Source organism: Serratia marcescens (genome assembly GCF_029846115.1).
GTDB classification, from domain to species: Bacteria; Pseudomonadota; Gammaproteobacteria; order Enterobacterales; family Enterobacteriaceae; genus Serratia; species Serratia marcescens_L.
The window spans coordinates 4,863,188-4,876,375 of record NZ_JARVZZ010000001.1 but is presented as its reverse complement, the minus strand read 5'-3'; the positions used below and the strand labels follow the sequence as shown (position 1 = coordinate 4,876,375).

15 protein-coding genes are annotated in these 13,188 nt (G+C 61.4%); 5 read left to right on the top strand and 10 right to left on the bottom strand.

What is annotated here, in order from left to right:
• Positions 1-55 precede the first annotated feature (55 nt).
• Complete coding sequence (locus QDT79_RS23340; RefSeq protein WP_308317132.1) at positions 56-1,027, bottom strand: patatin-like phospholipase family protein; 972 nt, start codon at positions 1,025-1,027, stop codon at positions 56-58.
• A gap of 206 nt (positions 1,028-1,233) precedes the next feature.
• On the opposite strand from QDT79_RS23340, the gene QDT79_RS23335 reads away from it, so the two are divergent.
• Positions 1,234-2,178: an MBL fold metallo-hydrolase gene (locus QDT79_RS23335; protein ID WP_107228091.1), complete on the top strand. Its 945-nt coding sequence runs from the start codon at positions 1,234-1,236 to the stop codon at positions 2,176-2,178.
• A 12-nt stretch (positions 2,179-2,190) separates the two neighbouring features.
• Here QDT79_RS23335 and QDT79_RS23330 read toward each other — a convergent pair whose 3' ends face one another.
• A complete protein-coding gene (locus tag QDT79_RS23330; RefSeq protein WP_063990634.1) occupies positions 2,191-3,084 on the bottom strand; it encodes a LysR family transcriptional regulator in 894 nt (297 codons plus the stop codon).
• Positions 3,085-3,189: 105 nt separating this feature from the next.
• Here QDT79_RS23330 and QDT79_RS23325 point away from each other — a divergent pair, with 105 nt between their 5' ends.
• Together QDT79_RS23325 and QDT79_RS23320 are read left to right on the top strand one after the other, a co-directional pair.
• On the top strand, positions 3,190-3,930 hold the full coding sequence (locus QDT79_RS23325) for an SDR family oxidoreductase (RefSeq protein ID WP_308317131.1): 741 nt from the start codon (positions 3,190-3,192) through the stop codon (positions 3,928-3,930).
• A 64-nt stretch (positions 3,931-3,994) separates the two neighbouring features.
• Positions 3,995-4,198: a DUF1289 domain-containing protein gene (locus QDT79_RS23320; protein WP_063990632.1), complete on the top strand. Its 204-nt coding sequence runs from the start codon at positions 3,995-3,997 to the stop codon at positions 4,196-4,198.
• A 62-nt stretch (positions 4,199-4,260) separates the two neighbouring features.
• On the opposite strand, the gene nrdF is transcribed toward QDT79_RS23320, so the two are convergent.
• From nrdF to QDT79_RS23295, 5 genes are all read right to left on the bottom strand, one after another.
• Positions 4,261-5,232, bottom strand: a complete 972-nt coding sequence (nrdF, locus tag QDT79_RS23315; RefSeq protein ID WP_025303987.1) for a class 1b ribonucleoside-diphosphate reductase subunit beta — start codon at positions 5,230-5,232, stop codon at positions 4,261-4,263.
• 8 nt (positions 5,233-5,240) lie between these two features.
• The gene (gene nrdE / locus QDT79_RS23310; protein WP_074181253.1) at positions 5,241-7,385 is read right to left on the bottom strand and encodes a class 1b ribonucleoside-diphosphate reductase subunit alpha; all 2,145 of its coding nucleotides are present in this window, start codon (positions 7,383-7,385) and stop codon (positions 5,241-5,243) included.
• Positions 7,367-7,771 (bottom strand): class Ib ribonucleoside-diphosphate reductase assembly flavoprotein NrdI, encoded by a 405-nt coding sequence (gene nrdI, locus QDT79_RS23305; protein ID WP_004928930.1) that lies wholly within the window; start codon positions 7,769-7,771, stop codon positions 7,367-7,369. Before nrdI ends, nrdE begins: the two co-directional genes overlap by 19 nt.
• Positions 7,772-7,780: 9 nt before the next feature.
• A complete protein-coding gene (gene nrdH / locus QDT79_RS23300) occupies positions 7,781-8,011 on the bottom strand; it encodes a glutaredoxin-like protein NrdH (RefSeq protein WP_004928934.1) in 231 nt (76 codons plus the stop codon).
• A gap of 272 nt (positions 8,012-8,283) precedes the next feature.
• Entirely contained in the window at positions 8,284-8,715 is a 432-nt protein-coding gene (locus tag QDT79_RS23295) for a carboxymuconolactone decarboxylase family protein (protein WP_130018113.1), read from the bottom strand.
• A gap of 95 nt (positions 8,716-8,810) precedes the next feature.
• Between QDT79_RS23295 and pdxR the strand changes: the two genes are divergently transcribed.
• Positions 8,811-10,244 carry a MocR-like pyridoxine biosynthesis transcription factor PdxR gene (gene pdxR, locus QDT79_RS23290; protein WP_308317130.1) on the top strand — a complete coding sequence of 478 codons (1,434 nt, stop codon included), beginning with the start codon at positions 8,811-8,813 and terminating at the stop codon, positions 10,242-10,244.
• Positions 10,245-10,305: 61 nt separating this feature from the next.
• Here pdxR and QDT79_RS23285 read toward each other — a convergent pair whose 3' ends face one another.
• Positions 10,306-10,614: an ElaB/YgaM/YqjD family protein gene (locus QDT79_RS23285; protein ID WP_004928950.1), complete on the bottom strand. Its 309-nt coding sequence runs from the start codon at positions 10,612-10,614 to the stop codon at positions 10,306-10,308.
• A gap of 229 nt (positions 10,615-10,843) precedes the next feature.
• Here QDT79_RS23285 and asr point away from each other — a divergent pair, with 229 nt between their 5' ends.
• Positions 10,844-11,194: an acid resistance repetitive basic protein Asr gene (asr, locus tag QDT79_RS23280; protein ID WP_004928953.1), complete on the top strand. Its 351-nt coding sequence runs from the start codon at positions 10,844-10,846 to the stop codon at positions 11,192-11,194.
• 195 nt (positions 11,195-11,389) lie between these two features.
• On the opposite strand, the gene QDT79_RS23275 is transcribed toward asr, so the two are convergent.
• Both QDT79_RS23275 and QDT79_RS23270 read right to left on the bottom strand, forming a co-directional pair.
• Positions 11,390-11,770, bottom strand: coding sequence for a DUF4440 domain-containing protein (locus QDT79_RS23275; protein ID WP_308317129.1), 381 nt, complete (start codon positions 11,768-11,770; stop codon positions 11,390-11,392).
• The gene (locus QDT79_RS23270; protein ID WP_063990628.1) at positions 11,767-13,149 is read right to left on the bottom strand and encodes an MFS transporter; all 1,383 of its coding nucleotides are present in this window, start codon (positions 13,147-13,149) and stop codon (positions 11,767-11,769) included. Before QDT79_RS23270 ends, QDT79_RS23275 begins: the two co-directional genes overlap by 4 nt.
• Positions 13,150-13,188 lie beyond the last annotated feature (39 nt).

The window sequence follows — 13,188 nt, the reverse complement described above, 5'->3', positions numbered from 1 at the left end:
CGGGGATTTTTTTGCCCGCGCGCCGGCCGCACGCGCGGGCGGGGTGGATGGGGGGTTACGCCGCCTGTTTCATGGCGGCGTCGTACCAGGCGAAGTAGCGCTCTACGCCGCGGCGGCCGGATTCGATCAGCGCGCGTTTCTTCTCCTCGCTGATGCCGAACTCCAGCGTGCCGACGTCAAGCGTGTCGACATACACGGTACGTTTCCAGTCGTCGCTGTCCAGGTGCACCTTGGTTTGGATGTCCAGCATCACGTTGGCCACCGCCAGGGTGAAATCAAACAGGTTGTTGACCGGCGTGCGCGGGCCTGCCTGCCCGGCGGCCTGGGCGATTTCGCCGGCGGAGTCCAGGCGAAGGCCCAGGGTGCGGGTGTTGATGCGCTGGCTGGAGGCGTCGATATAAGGCGGCGTGGCGGAGAAGTCATAGTCGAACAGCCGCACCGGGTAGTTGTCGATCATGCCGCCGTCGATGCACAGGTCGCCCAGGGTATTGTTCTTCGCCACGAAGGCGAACGGGAACGACATCGAAATGCGCAGGCCGTCCGCCACTTTCATGCGCGGCGTGGTGCGATGCGAATAGACCTCGCGCTGGCCGCTGTTGAGGTTGGCGCCGATAAAGTAAATCGACTTGAACCCTTTCGCCGCTTTCATCGCTTCGAACTGCTCGAAGGTAATATCCGGCTTGCCGGTATATTGCTTGATAATATCGCGCGACCATTGATAGAAATAATCGCCGGGCGCGATGCCGTATTGATTGAACAGGCGGTAGGCGTCCTGGAGCGTACCGAAAAAGCCGCCGTTATAATCGAGGAATTTTTTAAAATCCATCGCCGACAGAATTTTGGTGACGTCCGCCGAGCTGCAGCCCAGGCCGACCAGCAGCGCGGCGATGGCGCCCGCCGAGGCGCCGGAGGTTTGCTTGATCTGCGGCATGATGCCTTTGGCTTCCAGCAATTCCAGCGCGCCGCCATAGGCGATGCCTTTTACGCCGCCGCCTTCAAAGACCAGATTTTCGAATTGATAGTTCATGATATTTCCTCACTCTTGGTTTAGGGAGTAAGGAAAATAACCAAGTGGCGAGCGAGAAAATATGGATTGGGGTTGTGTGGCTCGGCAAACAAAATTATTCATAATAAATATATTATTTATATATTTATCAAAGGCATTTATTAAACAGGCGCATCGGGCTTTTTGCGTCAATACTTAGCGCTGTTCAATTCTCGCAAGGAGTCATCATGTTCTGGAAACGTTGTCTGCTGGGCGCGGCGCTGGCCGTTATGTCATTACAGGCCGGGGCCGCCGCGCCGCAAGCCAAAACCCCGACGCCGGGATTTTATCGCATCATGCTGGGCAGCTTTGAAGTGACCGCGCTGTCCGACGGCGTCATTCGCCTGCCGGCGGACAAGCTGTTGCTGAACACCACGCCGCAGCAGATCGCCGCCGGGTTGGCCGAGCGGCATCAAAGCCTGCCGGTGGTCACCTCGGTCAATGCCTATCTGATCAATACCGGCGACAAGCTGGTGATGATCGACAGCGGCGCCGGCCAGCTGCTGGGCGACGGTCTGGGCAAACTGGTGGATAACCTGCGCGCGGCGGGCTACCAGCCGGAGCAGGTGGATGAGATCTACCTGACCCATATGCACCCGGATCACCTCGGCGGCCTGACGCACGACGGCAAGGCGGTATTCCCTAATGCGGTGGTGCGCGCCGCCAGCCAGGACGCGGACTTCTGGCTGAGCGCGGACAAACTGAAACAGGCCAAAGCGCAGAACAAAGGCAATTTCGAAAAGGCCATGGCGGCGATCAAGCCGTACCAGGCGGTTGGCCACTTTAAGCCGTTCAGCGGTGACGGTGAATTGTCGCCAGGCATCGCTGCGTTCGCCGCTCACGGCCATACGCCGGGGCACAGCGTGTATCAGGTGACGAGCCAGGGCAAAAAGCTGCTGTTGCTGGGGGATCTGATCCACGTGGCGGCGGTACAGATGCCGCATCCGAAGGTGGCTATCAGCTTTGACAGCGACGCCAAGGCGGCGGTCGCTCAGCGGCTGCGGGTGTTCGGCGATAGCGCGCGGCAGAGCGAGTTGGTGGGCGGCGCACACCTGTCGTTCCCAGGGTTGGGCTACCTGAACCGCCAGGGTGAAGGGTACGGTTGGGTGCCGCTGAATTACGGCGCGCTGTAACGCACTCGGTCGCTACCGGTTCCGCTCGGCGAACACCCGGCTGAACCAATCGAGAAACACGCGCACCCGCGGCGACAGCTGGCGGTTGCGCGGATAAAGCAGCGAGACCGGCATCGGTGGAGAAGGCCAATCCGGCAGCAGCGGCAACAGGCTGCCGTCGGCCAGATCGCCGCGCAGGTGATAGCGCGGCACCTGAATGATGCCCAACCCGGCGCGGGCGGCGGCGACCAGGCTCTCCGCCGCGTTGACCGACACCGTTGCCGGCAGCGTGATGGGCTGCGCTTGCCCCGCCACCGTGAACGCCAGCGGCATCAGCGCGCCGGTCGCCGAAGAGCGAAAGCCCACCATGCGGTGATGGCGCAGATCGTCCAGGTTTTGCGGCGTGCCGAAGCGCTGCAGGTAGGCCGGGGCGGCACAGGTCACCTCTTCCAGCTCGCCCAGGCGGCGCGCCACCATGTCGCTGTCCCGCAGTTTGCCGACGCGCACCACGCAGTCGATGCCTTCCCGCAGCGCGTCCACCAGCCGATCGCCTTCGCTCATAGAGAGTTCGATATCCGGGTATTGCGCCAAGAAATCAGGCAAATCGGGCAACAAAAAATGGCGCGCCAGCGTGCCGTGCACCTCGATGCGCAGCAGCCCGCGTGGTTTGGCGCCGGCGAACGCCATCTCCGCCTCTTCGATGTCCGCCAGAATGCTCAGACAGCGCTGATAGTAGGCTTCGCCGTCCAGCGTCGGGCTGACGTGGCGGGTGGTGCGCTGTAGCAGCCTGACTTGCAGCCGGGCTTCGAGCTGTTTGATGGCGTCGGTCACGGTGGAGCGCGGCAGGTTAAGATCCTGCGCCGCTTGGGTAAAGCTACGCTGTTCCACCACGCGGGTGAACAGGCGCATGGCATCGATCCTGTCCATGATAATTGTTCGCTTATTTCGGATTGTGATGTCGAAGAATAGGGGATTATTCGACACAGCGAAAGGTGCATGATGACGGTACATTAACCCGATGAGGAGATATTCATGAATCACGCTACTCAACGCGTCGCCATCGTCACCGGCGCATCGCGCGGCATCGGCGCCGCCATCGCCGAGCGTCTGGCCGCCGACGGTTTTACCGTCATCATTAACTATTCAGGCAACCCGGCGCCGGCCGATGAGCTGGTGCGCAAGATAGAACAGGCGGGCGGCCGCGCGCTCGGCGCCAAAGCCGACGTCAGCGATGCGGCTGCGGTTTCCCGATTGTTCGACAGCGCCGAACAGGCGTTTGGCGGCGTCGACGTGCTGATCAACAACGCCGGGGTGATCGCGCTGGCGCCGGTGGCGGACATGCGTGATGAAGATGCGGATCGTCTGATCGACATCAACCTGAAAGGCAGCTTCAACACGATGCGTGAAGCGGCGAAACGCCTGCGGGATAACGGCCGCATCATCAACTTCTCCTCCAGCGTAGTCGGGCTGCTGCAGCCGGGGTACGGCATGTACGCCGCCAGCAAGGCGGCGATAGAAGCGTTGACCAGCGTGCTGGCAAAAGAGCTGCGCGGCCGCAATATCACGGTGAACGCCGTCGCGCCGGGGCCGACCGCCACCGGGCTGTTCCTCGATGGCAAAACGCCGGAGCTGATCGAGCGGCTGGCGAAGATGGCGCCGCTGGAGCGGCTGGGCATGCCGGACGATATCGCTGCGGCGGTGGCCTTCCTCGCCGGGGCCGACGGCGGCTGGATCAACGGCCAAACCCTGCGCGCCAACGGCGGCATCATCTGATTGACGACGCGCCGCCGCCGGATCGGGTATCCTGTGGCGGCACACATTACATCAAGGGCGGTTTATGGCGGGTGACAATCAGCAATTCCAGCACGGCGTGAGATCGCCCTGCGTCAGCCTGTGCCGCATCGACGACGAAACCCAGCAGTGCCGGGGATGCCGGCGCACGCGGGCGGAGATCGCTGCCTGGCCGACCGCCGGCGACGCGGAGAAACGCGCTATTTGGCGGCGGCTTGAGCTGCGTGCGGCCTTCAAGCAAAACACATAGTCGCGGGAGCACGACACGTCGCACTCCCGCGAAAGCCTTTTCCTGATACGGCCAGCCAGCCCTCAGAAATCCCAGTCCTCATCCTCGGTGTTGACCGCCTTGCCGATAACGTAAGATGAACCTGAACCGGAGAAGAAGTCGTGGTTTTCATCGGCGTTCGGCGACAATGCCGACAGGATCGCCGGGTTGACCTCCGCCATTGCCGGTGGGAACAGCGCCTCATACCCCAGATTCATCAGCGCCTTGTTGGCGTTGTAGTGCAGGAAGGTCTTCACGTCTTCCGTCCAGCCGACGCCGTCGTACAGCTCCTCGGTGTAACGCACCTCGTTATCGTACAGATCCTGCATCAGATCGAAGGCAAAGTTTTTCACCTGCTGGCGCCGTGCGGCGTCCACTTTCTCCAGCCCTTTCTGGAATTTATAGCCGATATAGTAGCCATGCACCGCCTCGTCGCGGATGATCAGGCGGATCAGATCGGCGGTGTTGGTCAGCTTGGCGCGGCTCGACCAGTACATCGGCAGATAAAAGCCCGAATAGAACAGGAACGACTCGAGGAACACGCTGGCGACCTTCTTCAGCAGCGGATCGTCGCTGCGGTAGTGCGCCAGAATGATGCCGGCTTTCTTTTGCAGTGCACGGTTTTCCTCGCTCCAGCGGTAGGCGTCGTCCACGTCCGGCGTTTGGCACAGGGTGGAGAAAATTGAGCTGTACGAACGGGCGTGCACCGCCTCCATAAAGCTGATGTTGGAGTACACCGCCTCTTCGTGCGGCGTCAGCGCATCGGCTATCAGGGCCGGCGCACCGACGGTGTTCTGGATGGTGTCCAGCAGCGTCAGCCCGGTAAACACCCGAATGGTCAGCTGCTGTTCCTTTGGCGTCAGCGTGGCCCAAGAGGGGATATCGTTGGACAGCGGCACCTTCTCCGGCAGCCAGAAGTTGGAGGTCAGGCGGTTCCACACCTCCAGATCCTTGTCGTCTTCGATGATGTTCCAGTTGATGGCGCGCACCAGCGGCGCCGATGTTAGGGTCGTCATAAGTTGCCTCACAGCGCGCAGGACACGCAGCCCTGCACCTCGGTGCCTTCCAGCGCCATTTGGCGCAGGCGGATGTAGTAGATAGTCTTGATGCCTTTGCGCCAGGCGTAGATCTGCGCGCGGTTGATGTCGCGGGTGGTGGCGGTATCGCGGAAGAACAGCGTCAGCGACAGCCCTTGATCGACGTGTTGCGTAGCGGCGGCGTAGGTATCGATGATCTTTTCCGGACCAATCTCGTAGGCATCCTGGTAATACGCCAGGTTGTCGTTGGTCATGTAGGGCGCCGGATAGTAAACGCGGCCGATCTTGCCTTCCTTGCGGATCTCGATGCGCGAGACGATCGGATGGATGCTGGAGGTGGCGTTGTTGATGTACGAGATGGAACCGGTCGGCGGCACCGCCTGCAGGTTCTGATTGTACAGCCCGTGCATCATCACCGACTGGCGCAGCGCGCGCCACTCGTCGCGGCCCGGAATGGCGATGCCGGCGGCGGCGAACAGCTCGCGCACCCGCTCGGTCTGCGGCAGCCAGTCGCGTTCGGTGTACTTGTCGAAGTACTCGCCGCTGGCATAGCGGGAGTGCTCAAAGCCGTCGAAGGCGCCGCCACGTTCTATCGCCAGCCGGTTCGAGGCGCGGAGGGCGTGATAGGCCACGGTATAGAAATAGAGGTTGGTGAAGTCGATGCCTTCTTCCGAGCCGTAGAAAATGCGCTCGCGCGCCAGGTAACCGTGCAGGTTCATCTGGCCCAGGCCAATGGCGCGGGCGCTGCGGTTGCCCTCGGCTATTGACGGCACCGAGCGGATATCGCTCATGTCGGCCACCGCGGTCAGCGCGCGGATCGCGGTTTCAATCGCCTTGCCGAAGTCCGGCGCGTCCATGGTTTTGGCGATGTTCAGCGAGCCGAGGTTGCAGGAGATGTCCTTGCCGATGCGATCGTAGCTCAGATCCTCGTGATACGTGCTGGCGCGGTTAACCTGCAGGATCTCCGAACACAGGTTGCTCATGTTGATCCGCCCGGCGATCGGGTTCTCCCGGTTGACCGTGTCCTCAAACATCACGTAGGGGTAGCCGGATTCGAACTGGATCTCCGCCAGCACCTGGAAGAACTCGCGCGCGTTGATGCGCGATTTGCGGATGCGCTTGTCGTCCACCATCTCGCGATATTTCTCGCTAACGGCAATCTCCGAAAACGGCACGCCGTACACCCGTTCGACGTCGTAGGGCGAAAACAGGTACATCTCTTCGTTGTTCTTCGCCAGCTCGAAGGTGATATCCGGGATCACCACCCCCAGCGACAGCGTTTTGATGCGGATCTTCTCGTCGGCGTTTTCCCGCTTGGTGTCGAGGAAACGCAGAATGTCCGGGTGGTGGGCGTTGAGATACACCGCGCCGGCCCCCTGGCGCGCGCCGAGCTGGTTGGCGTAGGAGAAGGCGTCTTCGAGCATTTTCATGATCGGAATGACGCCGGAGGACTGGTTCTCGATGCGCTTTATCGGCGCGCCCACCTCGCGAATATTGCTCAGCAGGAAGGCCACGCCGCCGCCGCGTTTCGACAGCTGCAGCGCGGAGTTCACCGCCCGGCCGATCGATTCCATATTGTCTTCGATGCGCAGCAGGAAGCAGGAGACCAGCTCACCGCGCTGGCGTTTGCCGCAGTTGAGGAAAGTCGGCGTGGCCGGCTGGAAGCGGCCCGAAATCATCTCCTCCACCAGATCCTGCGCCAGCCCGGTGTCGCCCGCCGCCAGCGTCAGCGCCACCATGCATACCCGATCTTCGTAGCGCTCCAGATAGCGTTTGCCGTCGAAGGTTTTCAGCGTATAGCTGGTGTAGTACTTGAAGGCGCCGAGGAAGGTCTCGAAGCGGAATTTTTTGGCATAGGCCTGCTGGAACAGCTGCTTGATAAACGGGAATTCGTACTGCGCCAGCACCTGCGGCTCGTAGTAGCCTTCCTCCACCAGATAGCGCAGCTTTTCCTCCAGGTTATGGAAGAACACGGTGTTTTGGTTGACGTGCTGCAGGAAGTAGTGCCGCGCCGCCAGCCGATCTTTATCGAACTGGATCCGACCTTCCGCATCGTAAAGATTGAGCATCGCGTTGAGCGAATGGTAATCCAGCGCGCCCGTCTCGGGCCTGGTCAATTCTGTCGTTGCCAAAATGCGGTTACTCCCTGTCTAACGTTTTCAACGTCTTGCGTCGTGCCGAGCAGCTCGAAGCGGTACAAAAAAGGCACCTGGCATTTTTTGGCGATGATGTCGCCGGCGATGCCGTACGCTGCGCCGAAGTTGGTGTTCCCGGCGGCGATGACGCCGCGCAGGTATGAACGGTTTTGCGGAACGTTGAGAAAGCGGATCACCTGGATCGGCACCGCGCCGACGGCGCTGCCGCCGCCATAGCTGGGTACGATCAAGATATAGGGTTGTTCCATCAGCAATTTGCTGCGGGCGCCGGCGATCGGAATGCGGATCGCCGGCAGGCCCAGTTTCTCAACGAACCGATGGGTGTTCTCCGAGCTGCTGGAGAAATAGACCAGCGGATTCATCGGCGGGCCTCAGCAGGTGAGTGCCAGCGCGCCGATCTTGTCCGGCCGGAAACCGGACCAGTGATCGTCACCGGCGATAATCACCGGAACCTGCTGATAACCTAAGGATTTTACGTGGTTCAGCGCCTGCTGATCCTGGGTGAGATCGATCACCTGATAATCAATCCCCTGTTTATCAAATGCGCGATAGGTGGCGTTGCACTGGACACAGTCCGGTTTGCTGTAAATAATAATGCTCATGATTCGCATTTACCTTTAGGCTGAAGGAAAGGCGGACAAGTCAGATAACGGAGCATCGTTCCTGGCGTTTCTGACGGCGTTATCAACCGAACGACATTCCCTGCGGCTGACCCATAAAATACTATATGTTGATATTTGTTTTATCAACCACGCTATATATGGTGTTTTGTGGGGGTGGGGGCGCAGGCCGCGTCGGGGCTGGAAAAGGCGAGGGAAAAAATTTTTGCGGGTGTGGAATTCCCCCTCTCAGTCAAGAGGGGGAGGCGAGCGTATTACTGGCGCATGCTGACGGCCAGCCGGTTGAAGGCGTTCATGATGCTGATGGCGAAGGTCAGATCGGCGATCTCGACGTCGCTGAAGTGCGCCTTCAGCGCCTCGAAAGCGCTGTCCGGCGCGCCGGTGGCGGCGATCAGCGTCACCGACTCGGCCCATTCCAGCGCGGCGCGTTCGCGCTCGCTGAATTCATGGCTGACGCGCCAGCCCGCCAGCGTATCCAGCTTGGCATGGCTGAAGCCGCTTTCGCGCAGCGCTTTGCCGTGCATATCCAGGCAGTAGGCGCAGCCGTTGATCTGCGAAACGCGCATAAACATCAATTCGATGGTCGCCTTGTCCAGGGCGCCTTTCTCCAGCGCCATCAGCGCGCTCACCATATTTTTGTACGGGGCGGGCGCCAGCTCGGCATAGTTCAAACGTTGCTTAATCATGGTCAACCTCAATCGGTAGTAACGAAATTATGGCGCTACTTTAGCGGCCTTATGGTCTATGCTATAGGGCCATAAAATGATTATTTAACCGGGCCATGATGCCATCTTTCCTGACCTCGCTGCGGCTGGACAGCCGGCTCGCCGAGCCGCTGTACCGGCAGATTTACCAGCGGATTAAAGACGCCATTACCCAGGGCAGCCTGGCGGCGGGCAGCCGGTTGCCCTCAGTGCGCGGGTTGGCGAGCGATCTGGGCGTGGCGCGCGCCACGGTGGAAAGCGCCTACGCGCAACTTATCGCCGAAGGTTTTTTGCAGAGTCGCGGGCAGGCGGGCACCTATGTCTCGCCACAGTTGCCGCACATGCCGTCGGGCGCGGTATCCGCTGCGCCACTGCTGGCGGCGATGGCGCCCGATCCGCTGCAACCGCAGGGTATGCTGCAGCCTTTCCAACTGGGGCTACCGGCGCTGGATGCGTTTCCACGGGCGTTATGGCAGCGCATTGTCGCCCGTCAGCTGCGCGGTTCCACGGTGGCCTCTCTGGCGCTGCCGCCGGCCGGCGGCCTGCCTGAGCTGCGTGAGGCGATCGCCCATTATCTGCATTTGTCGCGCGGCATCAGCTGCCGGCCGGAGCAGGTTTTCCTCTGTGCCGGTTATCCGGCGCTGTTGGACTGGGTGGTGGAGACGCTGTTGCACGCCGGCGATGCGGTATGGATCGAAGATCCCGGCTATCCGGTTACGCGCCCGCTGCTGCGGGCCGCCGGCGTCAGGCCGGTCGCTGTGCCGGTGGATGAACAGGGCATGGACGTGGCCGCCGGTATGCTGACGGCGCCTGAGGCGCGGCTGGCGGTGGTGACGCCGACCCATCAAAGCCCGCTCGGCGTCTCGCTCAGCCTGACGCGGCGCATGGCGCTGCTCGACTGGGCGCAGCAGCGCGGGGCCTGGATCCTCGAGGATGACTACGACAGCGAGTTTCGCTACCACGGGCGGCCACTGCCGCCGCTGAAAAGCCTCGATGTTCAGGGGCGGGTGCTGTACGCCGGCACCTTCAGCAAAACGCTGTTCCCGGCGCTGCGCATGGCTTATCTGGTGGTGCCCGTCGGTCTGACGGAGGCATTCGCGCGCAGCAGTCGGCTGCGCGGCTGCGGGTGCCCGCCGCTGCTGCAGGCCGGCGTGGCGGATTTTATCCGACAAGGGCATTTCTACCGCCACCTGAAACGCATGCGGCCGCTGTACCGTCAGCGGCGCGAGTGGTTGACGCAGGCGCTGGAACGGCAACTGGGGGCGTGGCTGACGACGGTGCCGCAACAGGGCGGCATTCAGCTGTTGGCCCGGCTGCGCGACGGCGTGGCGGATGCGCCGTTGGCGGCGCAAGCCTGGCAGCAGGGGCTGGCGGCGCAGGCGTTGTCGGACTGGCGAATCGACCATCCGGTGGGGCAAGGGTTACTGCTGGGGTTCGCCAATTTCAGCCGGCGAGAGGAGACGGAGCGGGCGGTGCAGGGGCTGGCGCAGCTGTTCAAACGCCTAAATTAAACGGCCCGCGATTTCCGCGGGCCAGACGCACATCTGTTTTATCTTTATGACTGCAGGGGTGTTAACGCCGGGCCAGCAGCACGCCGAGCACGATGCCGACGGCGGCACCGATCCCTACGCCCTGCCAAGGTTTGTCACGCACGTAGCTGTCGGCTTGATCGACCGCGTCGCGCGCATGCTGTGTCAGACTGGTGGAGCCATTGAACCGCGCCCGAGCGTCGCGCAGCACGCCTTTCGCCTTGCTGTGCAGCTCTTTCAGTTCCTCTTTGGTCTTGTCACCGGACTCGCGCAACACTTCATCCAGCGTATCGGCCAACAGAGTGACGTCCTGATCGATATCGCGTTCTGTTCTTTCCGCTTTCTTAAACATTCAGCTCTCCATTTCGACACATGTCTTTTAAGTGTAGACCATGTCGAGAATTGTGTGGCCGATCACGGAAAAAAACCGCCGTCACGCAGGTGTTTGCCGGCGTCTGGGCTTTGTACATTTGGTTACTCGGCGAAACCAATCACTCACGGAAGCGGCAGTTTGATTCCACTAGTATCTGTTTCAACGGCTCCACCGGAGCTTACCGAAACAACACTCTGAGGATTTAAAGATGAAAAAAGTATTAGCGCTGATCGTTGCTGCCACTATGGGTCTGTCTTCTGTTGCTTTCGCTGCTGATACTGCAGCTACTGCTCCGGCTACCACCACCGCGCCAGCTGCGACCACCACTACCGCTGCGCCAGCGGCTGCTGCTGAAAAAGCGCCAGCTAAAGCAACGCACCACAAGAAAGCTAAGCACCACAAAAAAGCGCCAGCCCAGAAAGCTCAGGCCGCTAAAAAGCACCACAAAAAAGCGCCAGCTCAGAAAGCCCAGGCTGCTAAAAAACACCACAAAAAAGCGCCAGTGCAGAAAGCTCAGGCCGCTAAAAAACACCACAAAAAAGCCGGTAAAAAAGCTTAATTAAGTGATGGTTGCGGAACCGAAAGGTTCCGCACTCTCCAGCCCGTACTCCAGACACCCGGTTCTTCCGGGTGTCTTCTTTTGAGGCGACGAACGATGATCAATCGCTATCTGTTTGAAGTCATTTTCAGTGCGGTAACCCTGTGCGGAGCGATCGTCGGTTGGGAACTGTTTTTGGCCGGCAGCTTTCTGTAATTATTGCACCGCGGCAGTTTCGTGCAAATGCCGCCAGCCGAGCGCGTTGGGCAGACGTTCAAAGACCACCGTGGAATAGCGCAGCGTGGCGCTTTGCCCCGGCAGGCTCTGTTTTTCCCGGTAGCTGACTACCGCGCCCGTCGGCCATTCGGCCACCAGCCTCATCTCTTCTATCACGATTTCCAATCCCGGTTTGGCGGCGCGATGCGCGCGGAAAAAGGCGCACAGCGTGGCGAAATCCAGCGGAGCGCCGTTCAGCGCGATCATACTGAAATCCGGCGTAAAGCGCGCCAGCAACGCCTGCTCTTCTCCGGCCCCTTTGCCCAGCCAGCGTTCAATGGCGATGTGGGCGTCGATCACTTCGGTAAAATACGGGTTCATAAAGCATCCTGTTGAGCGTTGAGTTGGCGCACGATGGCGCGGTTAGCGAGGCGCAGGCACAGCAACAGCGGGATAAATACGCTGGCGCCCGCCAGAATGAAGCAGGTTCGGTAGGCCGCTGCGGGCGGCAACACGGTCAGCAGCAGATTCAGCAACAGGCTGAGCAGCGCCACGCCGAGGCAAAAACTGAGTTGGCGGTTGATGTTCCACAGCGCACTGGCGTCCGCCAGCTGAGCGTCGGGGATCTGCAGGAACGCGCTGCTCTGCGCGGTGCTGCTGCACAGGCTGCCGCCAAACCCCATCAGGGCGAAGGCGGCGATCTGCAACGCGTACTGCCCGGCCTGATCGATCTGCGCCAGCGTCAGCATGCCGGCACCTTGCAACAGGCAGCCGGCAATCAGCAGCGGCTGCGGGCCGAGGCGGTTAAAGGTTTTGCCGGTCAGCGTGATGGCCAGGAACGACGCCAGCGCCCAGGGCAGCATCAGGCCGCCGACCTGTGCGGCGGGCATCCCCAGTTGGTTTTGCAGATACAGCATCGCCACCAGGCTGACGCCGATGAACAGGCCGGGAATGCACAAATAAACCGCCATGGCGTTGCGCAGCAGCGGATCGCCGACCAGCCGCAGGTTCAACAGCGGCTGTGGGGCGCGCAGGCTATGACGCAGATAGTACGCCAGCACCAGCAAGCCGGCGGCCAGCAGCGCCGCGCCGGAAGCCTGATGACCGGCCTCGCTCAGCCGGGTCAGGCCGAGCAGCAGCAGCGTCAACGCCGCGCAGGCGCTCAGCAGCCCTTTGCCGTCGAGCGGTTTACGCACCGCCGTCGACGTTTCCGCGCGCAGCCACAGGGCCGCCAGCGCCAGGGCCAGGGCCGCCAGCGGCAGGTTGGCGAAAAACACCCAGCGCCAGTCCAGCCGATCGACGAGCCAGCCGCCCAGCGCCGGTGACAGCGCCGGCGCCAGCAGCCCCACCAGCATGATGGCCGCCGATAGCCCGGCGCGTTCATGGCTGCGGTACAGCTGGTAGGTCAGCGTTTGGCCGATGGGGATCAGCAAGCCGCCGCCCATGCCCTGCAGGGTACGCCAGCCGATCAGCGCACCGATGCTGTCGGCGTTGCCTGCGCCGAGGGTGGCCAGCATGAACAGCGTCAGCGACAGCAGAAAGACCCGCCGCCCACCGATGCGCTGCGCCAGCCAAGCGCTGAGCGGGATCACCAGCGTCAGGCCGAGAATATAGCCGTTGCTGACCCACGCCAGTTGGCTGACCGATGCCCGCATCGCCTGGCCGATGGCGGGGTAGGCGACGTTGGCGATAAACATATTGATCAGATCGACGAAAAAGCCGAGCAGATAGACGATTGCCACTTTGCTGCGATAAGACATGGTGCCTCCGGTTGAAGGCGAGCAGTGTATCGGGGGGAA